This window comes from Luteibacter sp. HA06 (assembly GCF_054061215.1).
On sequence record NZ_JBSSDZ010000001.1, the window covers coordinates 3,084,337 to 3,110,817 of the forward strand.

Below are 26,481 nucleotides of genomic sequence, written 5' to 3' on the forward strand. Positions count from 1 at the left end.
CATGGCCTGTATCAGGCCGAGCGACGCTGCACGATCAACTTCTTGATCTCCGCGATCGCCTTGGCCGGGTTGAGACCCTTCGGGCAGGTGCGCGCGCAGTTCATGATCGTGTGGCAACGGTAGAGCTTGAACGGGTCTTCGAGATCGTCCAGGCGGGCACCGGTGTCTTCGTCACGGCTATCGACGATCCAGCGGTAGGCCTGCAGGAGGATCGCCGGACCGAGGTAACGGTCGCCGTTCCACCAGTAGCTCGGGCACGACGTGGAGCAGCAGGCGCACAGGATGCACTCGTAGAGACCGTCGAGCTTCTTGCGGTCTTCCGGCGACTGCAGGCGCTCCTTGTCGGCAGGCGCCGGGCTCTGCGTGCGAATCCACGGCTTGATCGACGCGAACTGCGCGTAGAAATGCGTGAGGTCGGGCACCAGGTCCTTCACCACCGGCATGTGCGGCAGCGGATAGATGGCGACCGTCCCACTGCTGCACTCGTCGATCGCACGGGTGCAGGCCAGCGTGTTCGTGCCGTCGATGTTCATCGCGCACGACCCGCAGATGCCTTCACGGCACGAGCGGCGCAGCGAGAGCGTCGAATCGATTTCGTTCTTGATCTTCAGCAGGGCGTCGAGAACCATCGGACCGCACGTATCGAGATCGACCTCGTACGTGTCGGTGCGCGGGTTCTGGCCGTCGTCCGGCGTCCAGCGATAAATCTTGAAGGTGCGAACATTCTTCGCGCCCTTCGCCGGGAAATGCTTGCCGGCCTGGATCTTGGAATTCTTGGGTAGCGTGAACTCTGCCACGATTGCCTCTCCGGTCCGGTATCAGTAAACGCGCTTTTTCGGCGGCACGACTTCTACGTCGTCCGTCAGGGTGTACATATGCACCGGGCGGAAGTCGAAGCTGGAGTTACCGGCCTCGTCGATCCACACCAGCGTGTGCTTCTGCCAGTCGTGGTCGTCACGGTCCGGGAAATCTTCGCGGGCATGCGCACCGCGGCTTTCCGGACGCTGCTCCGCCGAATGCATCGTCGCCACGGCCTGCGCTAGCAGGTTGGACAGTTCCAGCGTTTCGATGAGGTCGGAGTTCCAGACCATCGAGCGATCGCTGACCTTGACCTGGCCGAACGAGGCGTATACGTCGGAAATCTTGGCCTTGCCTTCCCTCAGCGTCTCGCCGGTGCGGAACACCGCGGCGTCGGACTGCATCGTCATCTGCATTTCAGCGCGGATGTCGGCGGTCGGCTTCGAACCGTCGGCATGACGCAGGCCGTCGAAGCGCGCGAGGATCTTGTCCAGCGCGTTGGCCGGGAGATCCTTGTGCGGCGTGCCCGTCGTGATCAGCTCGGCGCAACGATGCGCCACGGCACGGCCGAAGACGACCAGGTCGAGCAGCGAGTTCGAGCCCAGGCGGTTCGCGCCATGGACCGACACGCAGGCCGCCTCGCCGATGGCGAACAGGCCCGGCACGATCGAATCCGGATCGTCGTCGCGCTTGGTCACGACTTCGCCGTGATAGTTGGTCGGGATGCCGCCCATGTTGTAGTGGACGGTCGGCAGGACCGGGATCGGCTCCTTGGTCACGTCGACGCCGGCGAAAATGCGTGCCGACTCGGCGATGCCCGGAAGACGCTCGTTGATGACCTCGGGACCGAGGTGCATCAGGTTCAGGTGGATGTGGTCCTTCTTCGGGCCCACACCGCGACCTTCGCGGATCTCGATGGTCATCGCGCGGCTCACGACATCGCGCGACGCGAGGTCCTTCGCGTTCGGCGCGTAGCGCTCCATGAAGCGCTCACCCTCGGAGTTGGTCAGGTAACCGCCTTCACCGCGCACGCCCTCGGTGATCAGGCAACCCGCACCATAAATACCGGTCGGATGGAACTGCACGAACTCCATGTCCTGCAGTGGCAGGCCGGAGCGCAGCACCATGCCGCCACCGTCGCCGGTGCAGGTATGGGCCGAGGTGGCGCTGAAGTAGGCACGGCCGTAGCCGCCCGTCGCCATGACCACGGCGTGGCCGCGGAACAGGTGCAGGGTGCCCTCATTCATGTCGAGCGCGAGCACGCCCACGCACTTGCCGTCCTCGAATACGAGGTCGATGGCGAAGTACTCGATGAAGAAGGTGGCGTCGTGCGCGAGCGCCTGCTGGTAGAGCGTGTGCAGGATGGCGTGACCGGTACGGTCGGCCGCGGCGCAGGTGCGCTGCGCGGTGCCCTGGCCGTAGTGGGTGGTCATGCCGCCGAACGGACGCTGGTAGATCTTGCCTTCCTCGGTACGCGAGAACGGCACGCCGTAATGTTCCAGCTCGATGATGGCCGGGATGGCCTCACGGCACATGTACTCAATCGCGTCCTGGTCGCCGAGCCAGTCGGAACCCTTGATCGTGTCGTAGAAGTGATAACGCCAGTCGTCTTCACCCATGTTGCCGAGCGCGGCGGAAATGCCACCCTGCGCAGCGACGGTATGCGAACGGGTCGGGAAGACCTTGGTGATGCAGGCGGCCTTGAGGCCCTTCTCTGCCAGGCCGAACGTGGCACGCAGGCCCGCGCCACCGGCGCCGACCACGATCACGTCGTACTTGTGTTGTTGAATCTTATAGGATTCCATCGATCAGCTTCCGAGCGCGATGCGCAGCACGGCCAGCACGCCCGTAAGCGCGGCGAGTACGGCGATGAACTTGATGAGAACCAGCGAGGTCATTTCGAGCCAGCGGGTATGGACGTAGTCTTCGATCACCACCTGCAGGCCAAGCACGGCGTGCCTGAACATGGTGATGACGAGAGCGATGAGCAGCACCGCGTTCCAGGGCTTCGCGATGGTCGCGCGCGCCGTGGCGTAGTCGGTGTGCATCAGGCCAAGCACGGTGATGACGAACCAGAGGGTCAGGAACACCAGGGCTAGCGCGGTGATGCGCTGGGTCATCCAGTGGCCGACGCCTTCCTTTGCCGAGCCGAGGCCGCGGGCGCGGGCCAGCGGGTTGCGCAGGTCCTTGCTCATGCGTGGCTCCCGGTCAGTACATAGGCCCATACGGCGACCGTGAGCACGATGGAGACGATGATCGCCATCCAGCTCGAACGGACGAACGACTCGATCGCGTAACCCTTGCCGGTGTCCTGGACCAGATGACGGATGCCGTTGCACAGGTGATAGAAGAAGACCAGGGTCCAGCCGACCATGATGATCATGCCGAAGGGGCTGGCAGCGCAGGCGGTGAAGGTCGCAAAAGCGTCCTGACCGGCAGCGAGGGCGGCGAGGCCCCATACGATGATCAGGCTACCGACGGCGAGGATGATGCCGGTGACGCGATGCAGGATGGAAGAAGCCATCTGCACTTGCCACTTGTAGACCTGGAGATGCGGTGAGAGCGGTCGTCCCGTTTGTGCCATGGCGGCTATCCTGGATTGGAATCGCTGATGCCCGACGGTATACCCCTCGCCTTCCGATCCTCAGAAGTCGATGCAGCGTCCGTTCTTTTCCCAGTCGCCGTAACGCGTTGGGTCCAATGGCGCTTTCTCGACCCCTGGCGTGCCGTTCGTGGGGACGATCGGCGTGACGAGCGGTTTCGCCGGAGCGGTGCCGTTCGTGTCTTTGGGTTCGGAGGGATTGTCGGACATGGTTATAAAGCCCTAAAAGCGTAATACCTGTGCCACCTCAGCACAACCTTCACGATCATGGAGGAGGGTTGGTTTGGCCTTGGCCCGGCCGTATATCTTACGCTTCCGCCCTGCCTTGCGCCTCCCCATGCCGAGCCGTACCACTCGCAGTATCACCCTGACCGGCCCCGACGCGGCCTCCTTCGCCAACGCCCAGTTCAGCAGCGACGTCCTGGGGCTGCCCCGGGGCCAGTGGCAATGGGGTGGCTGGCTCGACCCCAAAGGCCGGGTCCGCGCGATGCTGCAGATTGCCCGACCCGAGGACGAACGGCTCGTCGTCATTCCGCGAGGTGGTGACGGTGAAGCGATTGCGAACGACCTGCGTCGTTTCGTCTTCCGCTCGAAGGTGAAGATCACCGTGTCGGATGCGCTGCACACGAGTGACGGAAATGCGCTCGACGACATGCATGTGCATGAAGATGAAAACGGTGCGATCTCGTTCGGTGAGGGCGATGAATCGGTGCGTTTCAGCAATGCAAACGACGACGCAAACGACGACGGCATCGATCGCAACGATGCATGGCATGCGCGACACATCGAGAAAGGTTATGCATGGCTGCCGACGGCAGCCTACGATGCGTTGTTACCACCTGCACTTTCGATGGAACGACTGAGCGCGGTCTCGTTTACTAAAGGCTGTTTTCCAGGACAGGAAATCGCGGCGCGACTGCATTACCTGGGCGGCCACAAGAAGCATCTGCACGCCGTTACATCGGAGCAGCCGCTTGACGAAGGACAATCGATACGCATTGACGGCAACAGCGTCGGTATCGTGTTGATGTCCCACGCATCGACGGCGAAGCCTATGTCGCTTGTCGTATTGGATGACTCAGCTGTTCAGGCGGACACTCTTGAAATAGAAGGCGCGCGTCTGCACATCGTATCGACGTTTGATGCGTGAGCTTTGTACGATGTTCGTAAAATAAAGTTCTGCAACGTGTGTGAGCAAAAGCTGAACCGTGCCGCGCACGCACTTGCCAAATACGTGCCACGCCACTAGGCTCCGCCGATCCATTCAGGTGGCTGTGGTGTTGCATCACGGTTACACCCGCGACGATCCGTCGACGATGACGGTTCTGGCGCGACCCGGCAAAAGCCGGAGCACGAAACGCGCGCACCTTCTCACTGCGCGTAGTAAGCCGACGGAGCCGCCGCCCATTGCGCGATGCCGCTCCCTTTCGGCGCACCCCCATTACCGGACGGCTCCGGACAGCCGTTCAGTACAGTCACAGTGTGTGACGCCCGACTCATTCGCCCAACAGATTCACAGCGAATGCCTTCGGTTGGTCCAGGTAGTAACGGCCTGCCCGCCCGTCTACCGCTCATACGTCCCCCATGGCTCTTTCCAAAGAATGCCGCAAGTGACGGAAAAGCTCGTTGGAGGCAGATACACATGAAACTTTCCGCTTTGCTATGGATGGCGTCCGTCCTTCCAAGCCACCTCGCTGACCAGACGTGCCTGGCGACGACGGTTTATCTCGAAGCACGCAGCGAACCCACCATCGGCCAGTACGCCGTGGCGGAAGTCGCCCTACGGCGCCGCGATCGCGGCATGGGCGGCGACAAGGTGTGTGCAGTCGTCTCGGCGCCACGCCAGTTCGCAATCACCACCACGCCGAAGGATTTCGAGGTTACCGACCTCGTCTCGTGGACCAAGGCATGGAAAATCGCCGGCGACTCGCTCAATAACTGGAGCCTGCCGAAGAGCGAACGCCTGGTTTATGTTCCGCAGGCAGATCATTTCGCGACCGTAGCCGTCGCGCCGAGCTGGTCCGCCAGCCGCGTCGTTCGCAAGATCGGCGACCACGCGTTCTACGCCGTCAACTGACGTAAGCGAAGAACACGCGGGGGAAAAAGAATCCAGGCGGGCAGCTTGGGATTCTTGGGAAAAGGGGCCCTCGGATGAGGGCTTTTTTTTGGCCTTTTTTCCGACCTTATCGGACCCCTGCTTTTTGTGGGAGCCGATTCATCGGCGATGGGTGCTCGCCACAACCCGGCCCACTAAAAAAGAAAGACCCGCTTCACAGCGGGCCTTTCCGGTTTAGACGTCTAGACGTCCATTTACTACATCCGCGACCTGCTATCGCCGGTGAAGCGGCTCCCACATGGAGAGCCGTTGCCGCCATCTCCAGGCTGCGCGGACTATCGGCGGTAGACGTGATCGCCCTGGATGACGACATAGTCACCACGGCGAAGCTGTGGATCTTCGCGCTGCGTGACCGTAGCGACTCGCCCGTCATCCAGGCGGATGCGCACGCGGAAGACGACTTCGTCGGCTCCATTACGCTGACCGACAGCATTACCCACGAACCCGCCCGCAACGGCGCCACCGACGGTGGCAGCAGTACGGCCGTCACCATGGCCGACGGTGTTACCGAGCAACCCACCCGCCACAGCCCCGATGACGGCGCCGAGCGGCGACGAGTCACGCTGCTTGTAGACCTGCTCGACGTCGCTGACCGTACCGCACTGGTCACAGCCACGCGGCGGACCGGAATACACCACGCGATCCTCGTGGTAGACACGACGCGGCGGCTCATAGCACGCCGTCAACGAAAGCGTGGCGATGGCAGCGGCAACGAGGCCGGACTTACGGACGATACTGTGCATGGATGACGTCCTGATAGGTGTTGTGATCAACGCGCGTCGGAAATGACGGAAACGCCTTCCTGCACCTGGACGCGATCGCCCGGGTCATGGTCCATGCGCACGGAACGGGTGACGCCGTTGTACTCATAGCGCACGTCGTAGGCGACGACCTTGTCACCGCTGCTACCCTGCACCGTCTCGCACTTGCGCACCGTGCTCGTAGTCGTGTTGTTTTCCTGGCGGTTCTCCTGGATCTCGTGACCGGCGTAGCCGCCGCCCACCGCTCCCGCGACCGTCGCAAGCGTACGACCCTTGCCGTGACCGATCTGGTTGCCCAACAGGCCGCCTGCGACGGCGCCAATTGCGGTGCCGGCGACCTGGTGCTGATCCCTCACCGGCACATGGCGCGTCACAACCTCGTCGTGGCACTGGCGCTGAGCCGACGTGGCGGCCTCGCGGACGGGATCGACGCTGACGACGCGGCCATATTTCGGGCCGACCGGCTCGGGCTGCGGCGCGGCGGCGGCATTCAACGAGGCCGTACCGGCGCCCGGCGCATTGGCCACATCGGCGTTCGCATCGCGGTTGCAGGCGGAAAGGCCCAACAAAAGGGCCGCGCCCAAACCAGCGTTCAGGACGGAAATCTTCAACCTGCTCATAACCCTACTCTCCTGACAAAGGTCGGCGACTCGATGGTGCATTCAGCCCCATCACCCGGAAGTCGCCTCGGTTTACATTTGACAGTCGTTAAACTGAACGACGCCTTAGACTGCAGACTACAACCCAACCGGCCGCTGACTGACATGCTCGATCTGGTAGACACGCACGCCCATCTGGACGATCAATCCTTCGACGCGGACCGCAGCGCGATGTTCCGCCGGGCGAGTGACGTCGGCGTGCGGCGCTGGATCGTACCGGCGATCGACCGTGGAAACTGGGAAACGATCAACGGTTTGTGTGCGGCGCGTGAAGGTGCGTATCCGGCGTATGGGCTGCACCCCCTCCTTATCGATAGCCATCGCGATGAGCACCTGGCCGAGTTGCCTGACTGGCTGCAGTGCAACGAAGCCATCGCCGTCGGCGAAATCGGACTCGATTTTTACGTGGAGGGCCTCAATCCCACACGCCAGCGTGAGGTGTTTGTCCGCCAACTCGAGATCGCCCGCGACCACGACCTCCCGGTGATCGTGCACGCCCGTCGTGCCTTCGAAGAGGTGATCCATACCCTGCGCCGCTTCCGCGGCCTGCGGGGCGTCGTTCACAGCTTCTCCGGCAGTGAGGAACAGGCGAGGCAACTGTTCCACCTCGGCTTCCATCTCGGCATCGGCGGCCCGGTGACGTACGACCGGGCAAACCGTATCCGCCGCGTGGTCGCTTCGATGCCGCTGGAATGGCTGCTGCTGGAAACCGACGCACCCGACCAACCCTGCGCGCATCACCGCGGTGAGCGCAATGAACCGGCCTTCATGACGGATGTCCTCGACACCATCGCAGCACTCCGCGAGGAGTCGATGGAGGACATCGCCGCCGCGACGACAGCCAACGCAGCAAAACTCTTCAAGCTCCCGTAACGCTCCCGTTGTTCTGGGAGCTTCGGGCAGACACATTGCGCCCGGACGCAGATGCTTGCTAACCTGATAGTTCACCAGCGAACTATTAGCCAGCGAAATGTCCAGCCTCAAACCATGTGTCGACGCCCTCTACGAGGGTGTGGACCGCGTCGCTCAAAGTATCGACGGGCTGCCGAAGTCCGAGGTCTTCCTCGTCCGGCTGCTCATGCTTACCGCAGGTGCCCTGCTGCGCGAGTTCGAAAGCAAGCTCAAGCCCTATGGCATGAACGACAGCGACTTCCGCACGCTTATGATGCTGTACAGCAGTGAAGACGGCAGCGCGACGCCCGGCGAGCTTTGCGCCCTGGCCGAGCAGAAGCCGACCAACATGACGCGCATTGCCAATGCGCTGGCCAAAAAGGACCTGATTTCGCGGTCCCACGCCACCCACGACCGTCGACAGGTACTGCTCCGGATCACCCCGGCCGGCCGGCGGTTCGTCAACAAGATGCTCCCGCCGATGTTCCCGCCCCTGCTGGAGAACTTCGCCTGCTTCAGTTCCGCCGAGCGCAAGACCTTCGAGAAGCTTTTGAAGAAGCTCGCCCTGCACATCGACTCGACGGTCGACACGGACGACACCCCATGAAACCTGCCCTGCTCCGCCCCGCGCTGCTCGCCGCCGCGGTAGCTACCCTGCTCGCTGGCTGCCATATCCCCGCGAAAATCGACAAGCCCGCGCTACGGGCGGATGTGCCGCTCGCCGGCCTGGTCACGGATCAGCGCCCGGGCTGGCCTGCCGCCGAGTGGTGGCGCGCCTATAACGATCCGCAGCTCGATACCCTGATGGACATGGCCCTGCGCGGCGCACCCGATCTCGCCCAGGCGAAAACCCGCGTCGACTCCGCGCAGCAAAATATTCGCGTCGCCGCCGCGCAGGCAGGGCTCCGTGTCGACGGCAGCGCCCAGGTCGCACGCCAGCGCATGAGCGAACACGGCCTGATCCCCGCCCAGTTCCTTGGCTTCACCTGGTACAACCAGGCCGACATCGGCGTGCAGGTCAGCTACGACTTCGACTGGTGGGGAAAGAAGCGCTTCGCGCTTGAATCCGCCATCGACAGCGCGCGTGCCGCGGAAGCGGAACGCTCCGCGTCATCGCTGGCAATTCAGGCCGTCGTGGCCGACACGTACTTCGGCTGGCTCGCCGACATGTCCCGCGTGGCGATTGCCGACCGAGCCGTCGCCGTGCGCGAACGCGGCCTGCGCATCGCCGAACTGCGAGTGAAGCAGGGTGTCGACGTTCCCGATACCGCCCAGCAGGCTCGCGCTGAACTGGCCGGCGCCCGTCAGCAACGCGTGGCGCTGCAAGGCTCCGCAGATATTCGACGGGCGTCGATCGCGACGCTGGTTGGTGTCTCCCCCGCACAGCTTCCGGCACTCACGCCCCATGCCCTGCCCGATATAGGCACGGGCCTGCCGTCGAATGTCGGCAGCGACCTGATGGCCCGCCGCCCCGATATTGCTGCCAGCCGCTGGCAGGTCGAAGCCGCCCTGCGCCAGACCGACGCAGCACGCGCCCAGTTCTTCCCCGATGTGAGCCTGACCGGCATGGCCGGGCTGTCCAGCATCGACATGGACAAGCTCTTCTCGGCCAGCAGCCGGGTCTTCTCGCTGACCCCGGCGCTCCACCTGCCGATCTTCGAAGGCGGGACGCTCGAGGCCAACCACGGCGTCAGCCAGGCGCAACTAGGCGCGGCCGTGGCCCAGTACAACGCCACCGTAGCCTCCGCCGCACGCGACGTAGCCACGCAAGCCCTGGGCGCCCGGCAGCTCGCCGGCCGCCGGACACAACAGGCCGAACAGATCGATGCCGCCAGGACGCTGCTGGCTAGCGCGAAAGCGCGAGCGGCCCGCGGCGTCCGCGACGACCGCGAGTCACTCGAGACCGAGGCCTCCCTTGCGCAGCAGCTGGACATGGACGCTGACCTGCAGGGTCAGGCCCTCTCCACCGATGTTGCACTGATCAAGTCACTCGGCGGCGGCTACCGCGCCGAACCCATCGATTCCTCTTCCACGCACAGCACGAACGGAACCCAGAGCCCATGAGCGCCACCACGACCGACACGCCGCGCACGCAGGAAGAAAGCGGCAATGCGCCCAAGGACAAGGGCAAACGGAACCGTGCGCTGCTCATCGCCGCGCTCGTCTTCGCCCTCGCCGCGCTGGCGTGGTTCCTGCTCTGGCTGTTCGTTTTTTCCAAACGCGTGACCACGGATGACGCTTACGTCGGTGGCAATCAGGTCGGTATATCGGCCCAGGTGCCGGGTATCGTCGTGGGCGTCTTCGCTGACGACACGCAGCGCGTGAACGCCGGCCAGGTGCTGGTGAAGCTCGACCCGACAGATGGAGATGTGGCCCTGCGCAAGGCCAGCAGCGCACTCGCCCAGGCCGTGCGCCAGGTGCGTCAGCAGACCCAGTCCGCCGCCAGCGCCGATGCTTCGCTCGGAACGCGCCGCCAGGATCTGAAGCGCGCGCAGGACGACCTCAAGCGCCGCATCCCGTTGCTCGCCGAGAAGGCCGTGGCCCCGGAAGAAGTGCAACACGCACGCGACGCGGTGGATACCGCCCGGTCCGCCCTTGAATCCGCGCAGCGCCAGGCCGATGCCTCGCGTGCCCTGGTCGATGGCAGCGATGTGGAGAGCAACCCCGCCGTGGAACAGGCACGCGCCGGTTTCCGCCAGGCGTGGATCGCCGCACAGCGCAACGCCATCGTCGCCCCCATCGACGGCTATGTCGCGCTGCGCAGCGTGCAGGTCGGCAACAGCGTGCAGCCCGGCCAGCAGCTGATGACCGTGGTGCCACTGCACGACCTCTGGGTCGATGCCAACTTCAAGGAAAGCCAGTTGCGCCACGTGCGCATCGGCCAACCGGTGAAGATCGAAGCCGACATCTACGGCGGTGGCACGGAATACCACGGCAAGGTGATCGGCCTGGGTGCCGGTACCGGCAGCGCGTTCTCGCTGCTTCCAGCGCAAAACGCCACCGGCAACTGGATCAAGGTCGTGCAGCGCATTCCGGTGCGCGTCGCGCTGGAGCCGAAGGACCTCGACAAGCATCCACTGCGCATCGGCCTTTCCACCGACGTCACCGTCGATATCACGGACGATGCGGGCGACGTACTGGCGAAGTCACCGTCGACCACGCCGGTGGCACAGACCAACGTCTATGACGACGTCGCCGCCAAGGCCGACGCTGCCGCAGACGTCATCGTGCGCAAGAACCTCGGCGCGGGCGCCAACCTCGGAGCGAGCGTGCCTTGAGCGACGCCGCCGCCATCCCCGACGCCGCGCCTGCGAGCGGCCTCAAGCCGATCCAGGGCGCGACACTTGCCGTGCTGACGATCGCCGTTGCGTTCTCCACCTTCATGGAGATTCTCGACACGACCATCGTCAACGTAGCCGTGCCGCACATCGCCGGCAGCCTGGGCGTGAGCTCGAGCGAGGGTACCTGGGCGATCAGCTCGTACTCCCTCGCCAGCGCGATCATGCAACCGCTAACGGGCTGGCTGGCGAAGCGCTTCGGTGAAGTGAGGACCTTCGTCGTCTCAGTCATGCTGTTCGTGCTCTTCTCGATGCTTTGTGGCCTGGCGACCAGCATGCCCATGCTGGTGTTCTTCCGCCTGCTGCAGGGCGCAGGCTCGGGTCCGATGGTGGCGTTGTCGCTGTCCCTGTTGCTATCGAGTTATCCGAAAACCAAACAGGGCATGGCCCTCGCGATGTGGGCAATGACCGTCGTGGTGGCGCCGATCTTCGGCCCCATCCTTGGCGGCTATCTCACCGACAACTTCTCGTGGCCGTGGATTTTCTACATCAACGTGCCCGTGGGTGCGCTCGCCGGCGTCATCACCTGGACGATCCTGCGCGATCGTGAAACGAAGATCCTGCGCGCGCCGATCGATACGGTGGGCCTGGCCCTGCTCGTCATCGGCGTCGGCGCGTTGCAGTTCATGCTCGACAATGGCAACGACCACGACTGGTTCGCCTCCCCGCTGATCGTCACCCTGGGCCTGATCGCGCTCGTCGCCCTGGTCTTCCTGGTGATCTGGGAACTCACCGCGAAACATCCAGTGGTGGACCTGTCGCTGTTCGGCCGCCGCAACTTCGCGGTGGGCGTGACAGCCCTGTCGCTGGGCATGCTGGCCTTCTTCGGCATCAACGTGGTGTTTCCCCTCTGGTTGCAGACCACCCTCGGCTACACCTCCACCTGGGCCGGGCTCGCCACGGCGCCCGTCGGCATCCTCGCCTTCATCGTCTCGCCCTTCATCGGAAAAAATATCCAGCGACTTGAACTGCGCGCCGTGGTGACGTTCGCGTTCATGGTGTTCGCCTTCACCTCGTTCTGGTTCGCCGGCTTCAACAGTGGCGCCTCGTTCGCCACGCTGGTCCTGCCCCGTTTCATCATGGGCATCGCCATCGCCTGTTTCTTCATCCCGCTCAACCAGATCTTCCTGTCCGGCCTGAATCCGGACCAGATCGCCGGCGCGTCGGGTCTGTCGAACTTTTTCCGCACCCTGGCCTCCAGCGTGTCCACGGCACTCACGGTGACGCTCTGGCAACACCGGGGCGAGTCACACCATGCGTCGCTGACCGAGTACGTAACCCAGGCCTCACCAGCGACTGCCACCTACACGAACCACCTAGCCACGCTCGGGATCCAGGGGAAGCCTGCATTGGCGGTGATCGATCAGGTCTTGAATCGGGAAGCGTTGACCCTGGCCGTAAACGACGTGTTCTTTGGCTGCGCGGTGCTTTTCCTCGCCCTGATTCCCGTTCTTTGGCTGGCCAAGCCGCCGTTTGGAAATGCCGGCGGTGCAGCGGCGCATTAAATTGCCGTTATCTAAATCGATTTAAGACCCGGATGTGAAATCCGAAAACGATTACGCCCCCTTTCGGCAACTGGTGCGGCGCAATACCTCGTGGTAGCTTTCGCCGCATGGCACAAACCCTACGCATCATTAAGAAGTACCCGAACCGCCGTCTCTATGACACGGAGATCTCGAGCTACATCACGCTGGAGGAAGTCCGCCAGCTGGTACTCGATGGGGAAAACTTCGAAGTCCGCGACGCCAAGTCGGGCGAGGATCTGACGCGCTCCGTCCTCCTGCAGATCATCGCGGAGCACGAGGAGCACGGCCAGCCCATGCTCTCCCCGCAGCTGCTGTCGCACATCATCAGGTTCTACGGCGACTCGCTACAGGGCTTCATGGGGCCGTATCTGGAGCGCAGCCTGCAGGTTTTCCTCGATCAGCAGCAGCAGTTCCGCACCCAGTTGAACAGCCTGATGGGCCAGACCCCCTGGTCGATGCTCAACGAAATGACCGAACGGAACCTCGACGTCTGGAAGTCGATGCAGCGCGGTTTCCTTGACGCGGCAACGGCGAAGCCGGCCGATCCCGTCACGCGGACCACCACCCGCCCGACGGGCAAGAAAGCCAGCTAATCCTGACGCTGCGCCGCGGGCTTGCTCCCGCTGGCGCTGCGGCGCACGATGCGCTGCCCTGCAATATCGCGCCTCCGAATCAGGTCGACCATGCCCCGTAACGACATCGCCGTGGTTGGCGCCGGATTGGTCGGCGCCCTGATTGCCACTTTGCTGACCCAGCGCGGTTTCCGCGTCACGGTGTACGAGAAACGCTCCGATCCCCGCCGTGCCGGATTCCAGGGCGGCCGGTCGATCAACCTGGCCTTGGCCGAACGTGGCCTGCACGCCCTGCGCGCCACCGGCCTGGCCGACAAGGTTCTCGAGCAGGCAGTCATGATGCGCGGACGCATGGTCCACGATCCTGCGGGCCACAGCGGTCTGCAGCGCTACGGCGTCGACGACTCCGAGGTGATCTGGTCGGTTTCCCGTGGCGGCCTGAACACGCTGATGCTCGATGCCGCGGAAGCAGCCGGCGCCAGCATCCATTTCGACCAGGGCCTGGCCTCGGCCGACCTGGATGCCGGCACGCTGACCCTGAGCGACCCCGAGGGCAACCTGCGCACCGTCGAGGCACCGATCATCATCGGCGCCGACGGCGCGGGTTCTGCCCTGCGCGCCGCGATGCACCTGCATTCGCCGCTGGGCGAGCGCATTGAAGAGCTCGGCCACGGGTACAAGGAACTGGAGATTCCCCCTCGGGCGGACGCATCCGGCCCTTTCGCGATCGAGCGCAACGCCCTGCACATCTGGCCACGCGGCCACTACATGTGCATCGCGCTGCCGAACCGCGAAGGCAGCTTCACCGTGACGCTGTTCCTGCCGAACGAAGGCGATCACCCGAGCTTCCGCACGATCGCCGGCGCCGGCGCCGCCGAGGCGTTCTTCCGCACGGATTTCCCCGATGCGCTTGCCCTGATGCCGGACTTCGCTTCGGACTGGGCGGAGCACCCGGTGGGTACCCTGGCCACGCTCTATCTCGACCGCTGGCACATCGGCGGTCGCGCCCTGCTGATCGGCGACGCCGCACACGCCATGGTGCCGTTCCACGGCCAGGGCATGAATTGCGGCTTCGAAGATGCCGCGGACCTCGCGGATCTTTTCGCCGCCCAGCCGGACGATGCGGCGGCGGTTTTCGCCGCCTTCGAGCAGCGTCGCAAACCCAACGCGGATGCGATCGCGCGGATGGCCCTGGAAAATTACGTCGAGATGCGCGACTCCGTCGCGGATCCGCATTACCTGCGTAAGCGCGAACTCGGCGGCCTGCTTGCCGAGCGTTCGCCGACGCATTACCTGCCGCGCTATCGCATGGTCACGTTTACGCATCTGCCTTATCGCTATGCGCTGGAGCGCGGGCAGGCGCAGGATGTGCTGGTGGAGCAGCTGTTGAAGGGGTATGAGTCGGTGGCCGATGTCGACCTCGATGCAGCGGTGCGGACTTTGGAGGCCACGTTGCCGCCGTTGCCGAAGCAGGCGTTTGAGCGGGGCTGAGGCCTGCGAGTACTGATGTCTGGGGCTAGCACCCATTCGCCGATGAATCGGCTCCTACATAGAGCACCAGCCAGCCCAATGAATGTTCTGCCTGACAACGTCGCCCTGCTTGAAGCGCGAGGCTTGTGCTTCCTGCGCCAGGACGAGCCGGTGTTCGGGCCGATCGACTTTGCCCTGCATGGGGGTGAGATCGCGCTGGTGGAAGGCGACAATGGCAGCGGCAAGACGACCCTCATGCGCGTTCTGACGGGCATGCTGCGTCCCGGCGAAGGCCAGGTACTCCTGGATGGCTCCCCCTTCTCGCTGGACACGGTCGCTGGCGCGGTGGTTTTCCTCGGCCACCACCTGGGTTTGAAGTTCGACATGACGCCGCGCGAGAACCTGCGACTCTCGGCGGGCCTGTACGGGTTGCGCGACGGCACGGACGAGAATGGGGTGCTACGCGAGGTTGGTCTGGCGGGGTACGAAGACGAGCCCGTTCGCCAGTTGTCCGCCGGGCAGAAAAAACGCGCCGCCCTGGCCCGCTTGCTGTTGTTGCCTGCTCGCGTGTGGTTGCTGGATGAGCCGTACGCCAATCTCGATCGCGAAGGCATCGCTTTGGTTAACCGCCTGCTCGAGCAGCATGCGGCGCGTGGCGGCGCGGCGTTGGTCACCAGCCATGGCGCCGTGAGCTTCGCCGGCGGCGAACCACGCCGCATCCGGTTGCACGCGTGACGCCCGGTAGCACGCCCGCGGCCTGCGCCGCCCTGCTTCGCCGCGACCTCACGTTGGCCTGGCGGCGTCGCGGGGATATCGCGATGCCGGTGCTCTATGCGGTCATCGTCACCACCCTCTTTCCTTTCGCGATCGGCCCGGAGCCCGCCCTGCTTGCGCGCATCGCCGGCGGCGTCGTGTTCGTCATCGTGCTGCTGGCTATCCTGCTGTCGCTGGATCATCTTTTCCGCGGCGATATCGAGGACGGCTCGATGGAGCTGCTGATGCTGGCCCCACAGCCGCTGGCCCTGCTGGTTGGCATGAAGATCCTGGCGCACTGGATCACCTCATCGGTACCGCTGATCATCGTCGCCCCCGTGCTGGCCAGCATGCTCAAGCTGCCACCGGAAGCCATGCCCGTGCTCGTGGTCGCGCTCCTGCTGTCGACGCCCCTGCTGTGCCTGCTGGGCGCGGTGCTGGTCGCGCTGACGGCCGGATCGAGACGCTCTGGTATGCTTCTGGCGCTCATGTTGTTGCCGTTGTGCGTGCCGGTCGTGATCTTCGCAGCCGGGGCCCTGTCCGCCGCGCAGGAAGGTTTGCCCTGGGTCGCGCCGATCGCCTGGCTGGGCGCCGGCCTGGCCATGGCACTCGTTCTTGCGCCGCTGGCCTGCGCCGCCGCGCTTCGCATCGCCATGGACACATGAACGCTTGCAACCGTGGACCCCGATTTACGGACTCACGGTGTCCGAACGCATTGGGTAACAGGTAACGATGGCTAACTGGGTTCCGCTCTGGCTTCACCGCCTCGGCTCGCCGCCGGTGTTCTACCGGTTCGCCGGGGCCGTACGCCCGTGGGCGTTCGGTCTGGCGCTCCTGCTGGGCGCTGTCGCGCTATACGGCGGACTCGTGGCGGCGCCGGCGGATTACCAGCAGGGTGATGCCTACCGGATCATCTTCATCCACGTGCCGAGTGCCTGGATGAGTCTCTTCATCTACGGCGCGATGGCGGTTGCGGCATTCATCGGGCTGGTCTGGCGAATCAAGATTGCCGAAGTCGTCGCGATGGAATCGGCGCCAGTCGGCGCGGCATTCACCCTGATCACCCTGGTGACCGGTTCGCTCTGGGGCAAACCCATGTGGGGCACCTGGTGGACCTGGGATGCTCGCCTCACCTCCGAACTGGTGTTGCTTTTCATCTACCTCGGCATCATCGGCCTGTATCACTCGTTCGAAGACCGCCGCCAGGGCGCACGCGCTGCGGCCTTCCTCGTGCTGGTCGGTGCGGTGAACGTCCCCATCGTGCATTTCTCGGTGAACTGGTGGAACACGCTGCACCAGGGCTCCACGATTCGCCTGCTCGGCCCCTCGCATATCTCGGCGAGCATGCTCTGGCCGCTGCTGACCATGATGGCCGCGACCAAGTGCTACTACGTGGCCAGCCTGTTTGCGCGCGTGCGTGCCGACCTCATCGCTTCCGAAGGTGGCAAGACCTGGGTGCGCGACATCGCGCTCGGCCAGGCCAGGAACGACGCCGCATGAACCAATTCCTCGCCATGGGCGGTTATGGTTCGTATGTGTGGACCGCGTTCGCCACCTTCCTCATCGTCCTTCTCATCGACACGCTGGCCCCGTTAGCCCGGCGCCGCCGCAACCTGCGCGAACTTCGCGCGCGGCTCGCGCGCCAGGAAAACCGCCGCCGGCCCGGAACCCCGCCAAGCAATGAATCCAACGCGTAAACGTCGCCTTGCCATCGTCATCTCCGTCATCGTCGCCGCTGTCGTGGCGGTGGGCCTCACCGTGTTCGCGCTGCAGCGGAACATGAGCTACCTGTTTACCCCAAGCCAGGTGCAGGAAGGCCAGGCCACGCCGTACAAGAGCTTCCGTCTCGGCGGCATGGTCAAGGCCGGTTCGATCCAGCGCGCTGCCGACACGTTGCGCGTGAGCTTCATCGTCATCGACGCGGACGGCGCCATGCCCGTGGAATACACCGGCATCCTTCCCGACCTGTTCCGCGACAACCAGTCCGTGATTGCGACGGGCCGCATGGACGGCGCGCGTTTCATCGCCAGCGAAGTCCTCGCCAAGCATGACGAGAACTACATGCCGAAGGAACTGAAGGACGCCATGGCCAAGGCTCACCAGAACAAGAAGATCGACGACACCGCGATGAAGGACACACCCAAGTGATTCCCGAGCTCGGCCAGTTCGCCCTCGTTCTCGCGTTGCTCCTGGCGATCGCCCAGGGCGTGCTGCCGATCGTCGGCGCGTGGCGTAACAACGCTGCGCTGATCGCCGTGGCTCGTCCCGCTGCCGCCGGCCAGGGCGTCTTCGTTTTCGCCGCGATGGCGATCCTGATCTACGCCTTCCTGACCTACGACTTCTCGGTGGCCTATGTCGCCGATAACTCGAACCTCGCGCTGCCCTGGTATTACCGTGTCACCGCGGTCTGGGGTGCGCACGAAGGGTCGATGCTGCTCTGGGTGTTCATCCTCAATGTGTGGTCGGTGGCGCTGGCCGCGTTCAGCCGTCATTTGCCGCCGGCTTTCCTGGCCCGCGTGCTCGGCGTGCTTGGCCTGATCGGCGTCGGCTTCCTCGCCTTCATCCTCTTCACTTCCAACCCCTTCCTGCGCGAATTGCCGATGCCCGCCGACGGCGGTGACCTCAATCCGGTGCTGCAGGATCCGGGCATGACTTTCCACCCGCCCGTGCTCTACATGGGCTACGTGGGCTTCTCGGTCGCCTTTGCATTTTCGATCGCCGCCCTGCTCGGCGGCGGCATGGAACAGGCCTGGGTGCGCTGGGCACGTCCGTGGACCAACGTCGCCTGGGCATTCCTCACCCTTGGGATCGTTGCCGGCAGCTGGTGGGCGTACGCGGAACTCGGCTGGGGCGGCTGGTGGTTCTGGGATCCGGTTGAAAACGCGTCCTTCATGCCCTGGCTCGTCGGTGTCGCGCTGATCCACGCGCAGGCCGTGACGGAGAAACGCGGCTCGTTGCCAGCGTGGACCATCCTGCTTTCGCTGTTTGCGTTCTCGCTGTCGCTGCTCGGCACCTTCCTCGTCCGGTCGGGCGTACTGACGTCGGTGCACGCTTTTGCGTCCGATCCGCGGCGCGGCCTGTACATCCTCGCCTTCCTGATCATCGTGATCGGCGGTTCGCTGCTGCTCTACGCGATTCGCGCACCGAAGGTCGCCACGGGGAAGGCGTTCGCGCCGCTCTCGCGCGAAACCGGCGTCATGGTAGCGAACCTGCTTTTCACCACATCCGCCGCGATGGTGTTGCTCGGCACGCTCTTTCCGCTGATCGGCGATGCGCTGAACCTCGGTCGCGTTTCCGTCGGGCCGCCCTACTTCGGCTTCCTTTTCGTGCTGCTGATGGCACCGGCGGTGCTGCTGCTTCCGTTCGGCCCGTACTTGCGCTGGGGCCGCGCCGAAGGCCACCAGCTGACCACGATGGCCTTGCGCGCCGGTGTCGCCGCGATCATCTGCGCCATCGTCGCCGCGTTCTTCGCCCAAGGGCACCTGCGTGCGATCGCCGGTATCGCTGGCGCAGTCTGGGTCGGCGCAGGCACCTTGTCCTACGTGATCAAACGCTGGCGCGAGATGCCGCGTGGCCGCCGCTTCCCCGCCGAGATGGCAGGCATGCTGCTCGCACATACCGGCGTCGCGATCTTCCTGGTCGGCGTGATGCTGTCCGAATCGCTGAGCATGGAGCGCGACGTCCGCATGGAGCCGGGGAAGACCGAATCGGTCGGCGGCTACGATTTCCGTTTTGACGGTGTCGAGGAAACCACCGGTCCGAACTGGCGCGCTGACGAAGGCATGGTCACCATCCTCCGTGACGGTCGGGTGCTGACAACGCTCCACCCGCAGAAGCGCACCTATTCGCGTGGGCAGGTGCAGACCGAATCCGCGATCGATGCGGGGCTGTTCCGCGACATCTATGTCGCCCTCGGCGAACCGATGGAAGCGACGAACGTGCAAGGTGCCTGGGCCCTGCGCCTGTATCACAAGCCGTTTGTTCGCTGGATCTGGCTGGGCGGTCTCTTCATGATGGCGGGCGGCTTCCTCGCCGCCATGGAGCGCCGCTTCCGCGCCAAGAGGGCACCCTCGGCCGAAACGGTAACCACTGCCGTGACGCCGCCAGCCAAGGAGTCGCTCGCGTGAGCCGCCTTTTGCCCCTGTTCGGCTTCCTCGTCCTGGTAGGCCTGTTCGGCTTCGGCATCTGGTGGAACACGCAGCACGACCAGCACGAAATCGCGTCGCCCCTGATCAACAAGCCAGCGCCGGCGTTCGCCCTGCCCGTCCTCGACGATGCCGGTCGCACCGTCACCAGGGACTCGCTGCTGGGCAAGCCGTATTTCCTCAACGTATTCGCCAGTTGGTGCATCGAATGCGTGCACGAGCACCCGATGCTCATGACCGAAGTGAAGCAGCTCGGTCTGCCACTCATCGGCTTCAACTACAAGGACGAGCCGCAAGCGGCTAGCGCATGGCTGGCCGAGCACGGCAATCCCTTCGATGTGATCGTGGCCGATCGCGAAGGACGCAGCGGTATCGACTTCGGTGTGTACGCGGCGCCGGAAACCTTCCTGATCGATGCGAAGGGCGTGATTCGTTACAAGCGCATCGGTCCGATCACGCCTGAAGTGGTCGACAAGGAAATTCGTCCGGCACTAGCTGCATTGGCGAAGGAAGCGCCGTGATGCGTCGCTGGCTTCTCGTGCTCGGCCTGGTTCTGTTGCCCATGCTGGCGACGGCGCAGGCGATCCAGCCGCTGCCGTTCCGCGATCACGCCGAAGAAGTTCGTTTCCAGCACCTCAGCGCCGAACTGCGCTGCCCGATGTGCCAGAACGAGACGCTTGCCGACTCCAACGCGCCGATCGCGCATGACCTGCGCCGCCAGGTCTTCGAGATGATCCAGGCGGGCAAGAGCGACGACGAGATCAAGGCCTATCTGGTCGACCGCTATTCGCAGTTCGTGCTCTACAAACCACCGGTCGAACCCGGCACCTGGCTGCTCTGGTTCGGACCACTCGCACTGCTTGCCATCGGTGGCATCGTCGTCGCCGTGCAGGTGCGCCGTCGCGCCAGGCAGGCACCGGCGGACACGACGCCGATCAACGATACCGGGGACGATTGGTGACCTACGCGTTTTATCTCGCCGCCGGGGCCATGCTGGCCCTCGCGCTGGCCCTGCTCTTGGTTCCGATCGTTCGCCATGGCCGTCGCCACGGTCGTTCGCGCGGTGCGTTTGTCGTGTTGATCGCGATTGCCGTCGTCGTGCCGCTTGCGAGCGTCGGCCTCTATGCGCTCGTCGGCACGCCGTCGACGCTCGGCGGTGTCGAGCCGGCGAAGGAAATGGACGTCAACGAAGCCATTGTCGCGTTGCGTGCACGCCTGAAGGACCATCCCGACGATGCGCAAGGCTGGCTGCTGCTCGGCCAGACGTTCACCATGCTGAAGCAGCCGGCGGACGCGCGCGACGCCTACGACGGCGCGCTGAAAGCGGACCCTGCAAACGGCGCCGCCATGGTCGGCTGGGCAGAATCCGATTCCCTGGTGCGCGGCGATCACCGTATCGAGGGCCGGGCGCTCACGTTGCTGCAAGCGGCCGTCGCCGCGAATCCCGAGAACCAGCGTGCCCTGTGGTTGCTTGGCATCAGTCAGTTCCAGCACGAGCAGTACACCGAAGCCTCGGCGACCTGGAAGAAGCTGCAACCGATGCTCGATCCGGATTCCAACGTCGCCCATGCCGTTGCCGAACAGATCGCCCAGGCGGACAAACGCGCGGCCGCCGACGCCGGCAAGTGAGCGCGAAGCGGGCCTGCCGTGGCACCATGGCCGGTACCAGTTGAAGGACCTACCCATGGGCGACGCACGCCGCTACCACACGCTTTCCTCTCCGTTCCGCATGAAACGCGGCGGCGAACTGCATGGCGCACGCGTCGCGTTCGAAACCTGGGGCACGCTGGACGCCGCGCGAGGCAATGCCGTGCTGATCCTCACCGGCCTTTCGCCGAGTGCCCACGCCGCCGCCAATGCGGAGGATCCGACGCCAGGCTGGTGGGAAGAGATGATCGGCCCCGGCAAGGCCTTCGACACCGACCGCTACTTCGTCATCTGCGTGAACTCGCTGGGCAGCGACAAGGGTTCCACCTGCCCTGCATCGGTCGATCCGGCAACGGGCGAACCCTACCGGCTCAGTTTCCCCGAACTATCGCTGGAAGACGTCGCAAACGCCGCACGCGAAGCCGTGACCGGTCTGGGCATCACGGAGCTGGCGTGTCTGGTCGGCTGTTCCATGGGTGGCATGAGCGCGCTCGCGTACATGCTCCTTCACCCCGGCTCGGCGCGCACGCACCTCAGCGTCGACACCGCACCGCAGGCCCAGCCGTTCGCTATCGCCATTCGCTCGCTGCAACGTGAGGCGATCCGCCTCGATCCGCACTGGAATGAAGGTCGCTACGACAACGAGCGCTGGCCGGAACACGGCATGAGCATCGCCCGCAAGCTCGGCGTCATTACGTACCGCTCTGCCATGGAGTGGAACGGCCGCTTCGCCCGCATCCGCCTAGATGCAGACCAGCGCGAAGAAAACGAGCCCTTCGGCTTCGAGTTCCAGGTGGAGTCGTATCTCGAGGGCCATGCGAGGCGCTTCAATCGCCAGTTCGACCCGAACAGCTACCTCTATCTGTCGCGCGCCAGCGACTGGTTCGACATCTCCGAATACGGCGAAGGCGACGTCATGCGCGGCCTGGGCCGGATCCAGGTCGAACGCGCCATGGTTATCGGCGTCAGCACCGACATCCTGTTTCCATTGGAACAGCAGGAAACCATCGCCAAGGGCCTGGAGGCGGCCGGCGCCAGGGTCGAATTCGTCGCGCTGGATTCCCCCCAGGGCCACGACGCCTTCCTGGTGGATATCGAAAACTACAGCCGCGCCATCGGCGGCTTCCTGCGCTCGATCTAACCCCGTGGGAGGGCACGACCCGCATTTTGCTATCATCGGCTCCGAACGGCGTCCCCACGCCACCGCCATCCAGAGGTTCCAGCCATGATCACGGTCGACTTCCCGGGCAGCAACAAGCTCATCGAGGCCATTGACGCCTCGGTCGCCCAGGCGAACACTCCGGCGATCACCGACGCCCTGCGCAACGCGCTGTGTCGACTGATCCGCTCCCAGGAAGTGAAACTTCCCGAGTGTGTTTTTGAAATGGCCGGCGACCACTACGCCCGCCGCGAGCTCTACCGCAGCGACGACCATGGTTACAGCGTCATCGCCATGACCTGGGGACCTGGCCAGGGCACCCTGATCCACGATCACTGCGGCATGTGGTGCGTCGAGGGCGTCTGGGCCGGCTCGCTCGAAATCGTCCAGTACGAACTGGGCGAGCATGAGGCAGAGCGCTACCACTTCCGTCCCGTCGGCTCGATTCAGGCCGGCCCGGGCTCTGCCGGTAGCCTGATTCCGCCGCACGAGTACCACACGATCCGCAATCCCAGCGAGGATTCGGTCGCCGTCAGCCTGCACATTTATTCGGGCCGCATGACCCAGTGCGCCGTGTTCAATCCCGAAGGCGACGACTGGTACCAGCGCAGCGAACGCCAGTTGGGTCTCGACCGGGTGCACTGATTCACGCATAATGCGTGGCCCCATGCCGAAATGGCGGAACCGGTAGACGCGGCGGACTCAAAATCCGTTTGTAGTGATACAGTGAGGGTTCGAGTCCCTCTTTCGGCACCAATTACAACATCGAAGGCCGCGCACTGCGCCTTCGAATGTTCTCAACGAACCCGCCTTTTCAGGCGGGTTTTTTGTTGCCGTCGCCGCGCGACGCGACACATCCTGACGGCGGGCAACGCAACGCTTGGCGCTTCCGTCTTCCCGACGCCTACTGATGAGTGCCATTCCCGAAGCGTAGGATGCCAACCTGTTATTCGGGAACCTGACGGGCTGATGGATAGCTGCGCGAAGCTCAAGAGTTTGAACCTGCCAACGGTGAGGGAATTCTTCCTCGCCAAAGGTGCCAAGGACGAGTGCCTGTCGTGCGGCGCCGCGTCGTGGACATACACCGGCCCGACTGACGACACGCATCTTCTGCTCGGGGTGCCCTTCGGATTTCCCCAGGAGAGCCAGCCGACCAGTACGCTGCTGGCATCGCTCGACCTGATGCGCCCTTCGATCATGATGACCTGCAACCACTGTGGTTTTCAGCGCCTGCACGATGCATTCATCATCGCCACGTGGGCTGATGAACGCGCACGCACGCCGGGATATAAGGCATGAACGTCACGAAGGGTCCCTGGGACGACGTTCGGCAAGGCGGCGGCGACCCTCCTCGAGACGGCGGCACTGGCCGAAGAATCGATCGCCTTGATCGCGCTGTCGATCAAATCGCACAAGACGTCACGGCGATCAGGGTCTCGATTGCCAAGGTCGAGACACGCATGGAAAACGCAGCAGCAAAGACGTGGGTCATGAGCGGAGCCATCGCCGTGCTTATTGCCTTGATCGGTGGGTTTGCGTGGATGGCGCAACAGTACCTGGCGCCCTTGCTTGCCGCAGCAGGCAGGAACGGAGTTCCCTAAAGAGGCGTGATACTTCCTCGCCTTCGATTGTTCTCAGTGAGGCCGATGCCTTCGCGCGTTCTGTGATTGAGTGAACGATGATCACGAACCGGCCCTACAGCAGGCGGGTCAACGCCTGCTGCAGTTCTCGGCTGAGCGCCTACTGATCCAGAATTTCTGGCGACGTACGATGCGCACTCAATTCCTTATCGGCTGCCGGTGGACCAAGTGCAATCGCCCGAAAAACCAAAGTTCGTCCGCTGCGGCGCCGTAAAGAACAACGAACGACTGGACGCGCGAGTAGCGACCCTCGAAACCGAAACGAAGTTCGTACGCAGCGACCTTGCCGAGGTCCGCATCGATGTGCGCGACATTCGCAAACGCGTCAGCTCAATCGAGGTGACCTTAAGCGTGATGTCGGAGAGACTGGAGTCGACTTCGGGAAGCACCACTGTTCGAATGGATTCCATGTCGTTAAGCCTCAACGACCGGATGGATTCCATGTCGGCAAGCCTCAACGGCCGGATGGATTCTATGTCGGCAAACTTCAAGGACCGGATGGATGACATGTCGGCAAGCCTCAACGGCCGGATGGATTCTATGTCGGCAAACTTCAAGGACCGGATGGATGACATGTCGGCAAGCCTCAACGGCCGGATGGATTCCATGTCGGCAAACTTCAGGGGCCGGATGGATGACATGTCGGCAAGCCTCAACGACCGAATGGATGCCTTGTCAGCCAATCTGTCAGACAAGCTTGACCGTTTCCCCACCAAGCTTCAGTTGAGCCTGTGGACGTGTGCCGGGCTGACCACGATGCTCGGCGTCGCCGCATCCATGATCGCCGTATTACTCCGCCTCTATGGCCATGACGACGCCGCGACGATCGTCGACGCCGCCACCGGCAAGTAACGCCCGATTGCCAATCGGGCCGCATCAGCTCAGGCCATGAAGCCGCCGTCGACGGTAAGGCTTGCCCCCGTCGTGAACCGCGCCTCGGGCCCTGCCAGATATGCCACCAAGGCCGCCACTTCATCCGCCTTACCCATCCGACCCATAGGAATCAGCGGAAGCACCAGATCCTCTACGTAGGCCGGATTCATGTCCGTCGCAATCGGACCCGGCTGCACGTTGTTGACCGTGATGCCACGTGGGCCCAGATCACGAGCGAAGCCACGCGTCATCGCCTTGACCGCACCTTTCGACGCGCTATAGATGGATGTACCAGGGAAGCCACTGCGATCGGCGACGACGCTTCCCACCGTGATCACGCTTCCGCCCTCCCCCATATGCTTCGCGGCAGCGCGTGTGCCGGCGTACACGGCGCGGACGTTGACGGCAAACACCCGGTCGAACTCCTCGATTGGCAGATCATCGAGTACTCCGTGAGTGATCACTCCGGCGCTGTTGACGAGGATATCCAGCCGGCCATGCTCCGCTGCCGCCGCGTCGATGGCTGTCGTCAGGGCGCCCGCGTCCGCGCTATCTGCCCGAACGGCCACGGCGTTTCCACCCGCAGCGTTCACCGCAGTCTCGACGGCCTTTGCCGCATCCGCGGACGCCGCATAGGTGAAGGTCACAGAGGCGCCCTGCAGGGCGAGACGGCGCACGATGGCCGCGCCGATACCGCGAGAGCCGCCGGTGACAAACGCGGCTTTTCCTTCAAGGGGTCGCAGGTTCATAACTTCTCCAGTTCTGGATTGATTAGTCAATTAATGGATGAAAAAAAAGGCCAATCCAGGCGTGGTCAAGGGCGTGGAAGGGTCTCGGGCCAGATTGTACACATTTCTTGACTATTCATTCCATAACTCAGTCGTCAAGGCGCCAGCGCTCGCAGCGCCACCGCAACGATGCCACGCAAGGCCTCGCGCGATGCTCCGCCGCGAGCTGCTACCTTCAGCCCTGACAACGTCGCCAGCAAGAACTGCGCGGCTGCCGAGGCATCCAGATCCGCCGCGAGCTCCTTGCGTTCGATCCCATCGCGCAGGCGGCTCTCGAACGCCAACAGCGTTCGGTGACCTACCTCGTCGGTTACGGCGCGCACATCGGGCTCCGACGTGCCGAACTCCGTGATCGCATGGATGCCAAGGCACGCCGGACCACGACCGGCGACGGCGTCGTCAACGAATCCCAGCAAAGCATGCTCCACGCCCTCAAGCACGGCATCGCTCGCGAACATCGCAGACAGCGTGGCGCCGGTGCTCTCATCCGAGTAACGCCTCAACGCCTCCAGGTAGAGGCTCCGTTTGTCGCCAAACGTGTCGTAGAGGCTCTGCCTGCCGATCTTCATGGCGTCCAGCAGCATCGGTGTCGTCGTCCCCTCGAACCCGTGGGACGCAAATGTTTCGATGGCCCGCTGGAGGGCGGTATCCCGGTCGAATTCACGTGGACGCGCCATGTCTCACCACTTCTGGATCGAAAAGTCCACAAAATGCTAGCACCGATCATGGTCGACGTCCCGCAC

At 64.0% G+C, this 26,481-nt stretch carries 32 protein-coding genes and 1 tRNA gene; 24 read left to right on the forward strand and 9 right to left on the reverse strand.

Translation table 11 applies throughout. The features are described from left to right. Positions 1-11: 11 nt before the first annotated feature. The 5 genes from ACVWWJ_RS14155 to ACVWWJ_RS14175 are packed head-to-tail and all read right to left on the reverse strand — an operon-like array spanning position 12 to position 3,610. A complete protein-coding gene (locus ACVWWJ_RS14155; RefSeq protein ID WP_159893289.1) occupies positions 12-797 on the reverse strand; it encodes a succinate dehydrogenase iron-sulfur subunit in 786 nt (261 codons plus the stop codon). A 21-nt stretch (positions 798-818) separates the two neighbouring features. Further along, positions 819-2,603, reverse strand: coding sequence for a succinate dehydrogenase flavoprotein subunit (gene sdhA, locus ACVWWJ_RS14160; protein WP_456968382.1), 1,785 nt, complete (start codon positions 2,601-2,603; stop codon positions 819-821). A 3-nt stretch (positions 2,604-2,606) separates the two neighbouring features. Then, entirely contained in the window at positions 2,607-2,993 is a 387-nt protein-coding gene (gene sdhD / locus ACVWWJ_RS14165; protein ID WP_159893293.1) for a succinate dehydrogenase, hydrophobic membrane anchor protein, read from the reverse strand. Further along, on the reverse strand, positions 2,990-3,382 hold the full coding sequence (sdhC, locus tag ACVWWJ_RS14170; RefSeq protein ID WP_159893295.1) for a succinate dehydrogenase, cytochrome b556 subunit: 393 nt from the start codon (positions 3,380-3,382) through the stop codon (positions 2,990-2,992). Before sdhC ends, sdhD begins: the two co-directional genes overlap by 4 nt. Before the next feature lie 60 nt (positions 3,383-3,442). After that, a complete protein-coding gene (locus tag ACVWWJ_RS14175; protein ID WP_159893297.1) occupies positions 3,443-3,610 on the reverse strand; it encodes a DUF1674 domain-containing protein in 168 nt (55 codons plus the stop codon). 127 nt (positions 3,611-3,737) lie between these two features. On the opposite strand from ACVWWJ_RS14175, the gene ygfZ reads away from it, so the two are divergent. Continuing rightward, complete coding sequence (gene ygfZ, locus ACVWWJ_RS14180; protein ID WP_456968383.1) at positions 3,738-4,550, forward strand: CAF17-like 4Fe-4S cluster assembly/insertion protein YgfZ; 813 nt, start codon at positions 3,738-3,740, stop codon at positions 4,548-4,550. A 492-nt stretch (positions 4,551-5,042) separates the two neighbouring features. Then, positions 5,043-5,477, forward strand: a complete 435-nt coding sequence (locus tag ACVWWJ_RS14185; protein ID WP_159893301.1) for a cell wall hydrolase — start codon at positions 5,043-5,045, stop codon at positions 5,475-5,477. A gap of 314 nt (positions 5,478-5,791) precedes the next feature. Here the strand turns inward: ACVWWJ_RS14185 and ACVWWJ_RS14190 are convergent, their stop codons facing one another. Together ACVWWJ_RS14190 and ACVWWJ_RS14195 are read right to left on the reverse strand one after the other, a co-directional pair. Beyond that, entirely contained in the window at positions 5,792-6,259 is a 468-nt protein-coding gene (locus tag ACVWWJ_RS14190; RefSeq protein WP_456968384.1) for a glycine zipper 2TM domain-containing protein, read from the reverse strand. A gap of 26 nt (positions 6,260-6,285) precedes the next feature. Next, entirely contained in the window at positions 6,286-6,939 is a 654-nt protein-coding gene (locus tag ACVWWJ_RS14195) for a glycine zipper 2TM domain-containing protein (RefSeq protein WP_456968385.1), read from the reverse strand. 102 nt (positions 6,940-7,041) lie between these two features. On the opposite strand from ACVWWJ_RS14195, the gene ACVWWJ_RS14200 reads away from it, so the two are divergent. The 22 genes from ACVWWJ_RS14200 to ACVWWJ_RS14305 all read left to right on the forward strand — a co-directional run bounded on the left by ACVWWJ_RS14200 (position 7,042) and on the right by ACVWWJ_RS14305 (position 24,929). Next, complete coding sequence (locus tag ACVWWJ_RS14200; protein ID WP_456968386.1) at positions 7,042-7,809, forward strand: TatD family hydrolase; 768 nt, start codon at positions 7,042-7,044, stop codon at positions 7,807-7,809. Between the two features lie 97 nt (positions 7,810-7,906). Next, positions 7,907-8,434, forward strand: coding sequence for a MarR family transcriptional regulator (locus ACVWWJ_RS14205; RefSeq protein ID WP_159896685.1), 528 nt, complete (start codon positions 7,907-7,909; stop codon positions 8,432-8,434). Next, entirely contained in the window at positions 8,431-9,891 is a 1,461-nt protein-coding gene (locus tag ACVWWJ_RS14210) for an efflux transporter outer membrane subunit (protein ID WP_456968387.1), read from the forward strand. Before ACVWWJ_RS14205 ends, ACVWWJ_RS14210 begins: the two co-directional genes overlap by 4 nt. After that, the gene (locus ACVWWJ_RS14215; RefSeq protein WP_456968388.1) at positions 9,888-11,105 is read left to right on the forward strand and encodes an HlyD family secretion protein; all 1,218 of its coding nucleotides are present in this window, start codon (positions 9,888-9,890) and stop codon (positions 11,103-11,105) included. The genes ACVWWJ_RS14210 and ACVWWJ_RS14215 overlap by 4 nt, the downstream gene beginning before the upstream one ends. Beyond that, positions 11,102-12,670 carry a DHA2 family efflux MFS transporter permease subunit gene (locus ACVWWJ_RS14220; protein WP_456968389.1) on the forward strand — a complete coding sequence of 523 codons (1,569 nt, stop codon included), beginning with the start codon at positions 11,102-11,104 and terminating at the stop codon, positions 12,668-12,670. The genes ACVWWJ_RS14215 and ACVWWJ_RS14220 overlap by 4 nt, the downstream gene beginning before the upstream one ends. Before the next feature lie 107 nt (positions 12,671-12,777). Further along, positions 12,778-13,284: a polyhydroxyalkanoate synthesis repressor PhaR gene (gene phaR, locus ACVWWJ_RS14225; RefSeq protein WP_200851993.1), complete on the forward strand. Its 507-nt coding sequence runs from the start codon at positions 12,778-12,780 to the stop codon at positions 13,282-13,284. A 90-nt stretch (positions 13,285-13,374) separates the two neighbouring features. Then, positions 13,375-14,754 (forward strand): FAD-dependent oxidoreductase, encoded by a 1,380-nt coding sequence (locus ACVWWJ_RS14230; RefSeq protein ID WP_456968391.1) that lies wholly within the window; start codon positions 13,375-13,377, stop codon positions 14,752-14,754. Positions 14,755-14,832: 78 nt separating this feature from the next. Further along, positions 14,833-15,468, forward strand: a complete 636-nt coding sequence (gene ccmA, locus ACVWWJ_RS14235) for a heme ABC exporter ATP-binding protein CcmA (RefSeq protein ID WP_456968392.1) — start codon at positions 14,833-14,835, stop codon at positions 15,466-15,468. After that, positions 15,465-16,151, forward strand: a complete 687-nt coding sequence (gene ccmB, locus ACVWWJ_RS14240; RefSeq protein ID WP_456968393.1) for a heme exporter protein CcmB — start codon at positions 15,465-15,467, stop codon at positions 16,149-16,151. The genes ccmA and ccmB overlap by 4 nt, the downstream gene beginning before the upstream one ends. Positions 16,152-16,218: 67 nt before the next feature. Beyond that, positions 16,219-16,986: a heme ABC transporter permease gene (locus ACVWWJ_RS14245; protein ID WP_456968394.1), complete on the forward strand. Its 768-nt coding sequence runs from the start codon at positions 16,219-16,221 to the stop codon at positions 16,984-16,986. Then, a complete protein-coding gene (ccmD, locus tag ACVWWJ_RS14250) occupies positions 16,983-17,183 on the forward strand; it encodes a heme exporter protein CcmD (RefSeq protein ID WP_159896673.1) in 201 nt (66 codons plus the stop codon). Before ACVWWJ_RS14245 ends, ccmD begins: the two co-directional genes overlap by 4 nt. After that, positions 17,167-17,634 (forward strand): cytochrome c maturation protein CcmE, encoded by a 468-nt coding sequence (ccmE, locus tag ACVWWJ_RS14255; RefSeq protein WP_456968395.1) that lies wholly within the window; start codon positions 17,167-17,169, stop codon positions 17,632-17,634. The genes ccmD and ccmE overlap by 17 nt, the downstream gene beginning before the upstream one ends. Next, positions 17,631-19,613 (forward strand): heme lyase CcmF/NrfE family subunit, encoded by a 1,983-nt coding sequence (locus ACVWWJ_RS14260; RefSeq protein WP_456968396.1) that lies wholly within the window; start codon positions 17,631-17,633, stop codon positions 19,611-19,613. The genes ccmE and ACVWWJ_RS14260 overlap by 4 nt, the downstream gene beginning before the upstream one ends. Then, positions 19,610-20,152, forward strand: coding sequence for a DsbE family thiol:disulfide interchange protein (locus tag ACVWWJ_RS14265; protein WP_159895109.1), 543 nt, complete (start codon positions 19,610-19,612; stop codon positions 20,150-20,152). The genes ACVWWJ_RS14260 and ACVWWJ_RS14265 overlap by 4 nt, the downstream gene beginning before the upstream one ends. Beyond that, on the forward strand, positions 20,152-20,592 hold the full coding sequence (locus ACVWWJ_RS14270) for a cytochrome c-type biogenesis protein (RefSeq protein ID WP_200851876.1): 441 nt from the start codon (positions 20,152-20,154) through the stop codon (positions 20,590-20,592). Before ACVWWJ_RS14265 ends, ACVWWJ_RS14270 begins: the two co-directional genes overlap by 1 nt. Further along, positions 20,589-21,260 carry a tetratricopeptide repeat protein gene (locus tag ACVWWJ_RS14275; protein ID WP_456968397.1) on the forward strand — a complete coding sequence of 224 codons (672 nt, stop codon included), beginning with the start codon at positions 20,589-20,591 and terminating at the stop codon, positions 21,258-21,260. The genes ACVWWJ_RS14270 and ACVWWJ_RS14275 overlap by 4 nt, the downstream gene beginning before the upstream one ends. A gap of 55 nt (positions 21,261-21,315) precedes the next feature. Next, on the forward strand, positions 21,316-22,419 hold the full coding sequence (gene metX, locus ACVWWJ_RS14280) for a homoserine O-acetyltransferase MetX (RefSeq protein ID WP_456968398.1): 1,104 nt from the start codon (positions 21,316-21,318) through the stop codon (positions 22,417-22,419). An 84-nt stretch (positions 22,420-22,503) separates the two neighbouring features. Beyond that, positions 22,504-23,082: a cysteine dioxygenase gene (locus ACVWWJ_RS14285; RefSeq protein ID WP_159895115.1), complete on the forward strand. Its 579-nt coding sequence runs from the start codon at positions 22,504-22,506 to the stop codon at positions 23,080-23,082. A gap of 24 nt (positions 23,083-23,106) precedes the next feature. Then, positions 23,107-23,193, forward strand: a tRNA-Leu gene (locus tag ACVWWJ_RS14290). A 213-nt stretch (positions 23,194-23,406) separates the two neighbouring features. Further along, the gene (locus ACVWWJ_RS14295) at positions 23,407-23,736 is read left to right on the forward strand and encodes a hypothetical protein (RefSeq protein ID WP_456968399.1); all 330 of its coding nucleotides are present in this window, start codon (positions 23,407-23,409) and stop codon (positions 23,734-23,736) included. Next, the gene (locus ACVWWJ_RS14300) at positions 23,733-24,038 is read left to right on the forward strand and encodes a hypothetical protein (RefSeq protein WP_159895119.1); all 306 of its coding nucleotides are present in this window, start codon (positions 23,733-23,735) and stop codon (positions 24,036-24,038) included. Before ACVWWJ_RS14295 ends, ACVWWJ_RS14300 begins: the two co-directional genes overlap by 4 nt. Positions 24,039-24,245: 207 nt before the next feature. Continuing rightward, positions 24,246-24,929, forward strand: a complete 684-nt coding sequence (locus ACVWWJ_RS14305) for a hypothetical protein (RefSeq protein ID WP_456968400.1) — start codon at positions 24,246-24,248, stop codon at positions 24,927-24,929. Positions 24,930-24,958: 29 nt separating this feature from the next. Here the strand turns inward: ACVWWJ_RS14305 and ACVWWJ_RS14310 are convergent, their stop codons facing one another. After that, complete coding sequence (locus tag ACVWWJ_RS14310) at positions 24,959-25,699, reverse strand: 3-oxoacyl-ACP reductase family protein (RefSeq protein ID WP_456968401.1); 741 nt, start codon at positions 25,697-25,699, stop codon at positions 24,959-24,961. A gap of 134 nt (positions 25,700-25,833) precedes the next feature. Further along, entirely contained in the window at positions 25,834-26,415 is a 582-nt protein-coding gene (locus ACVWWJ_RS14315; protein WP_456968402.1) for a TetR/AcrR family transcriptional regulator, read from the reverse strand. Positions 26,416-26,481: the final 66 nt, after the last annotated feature.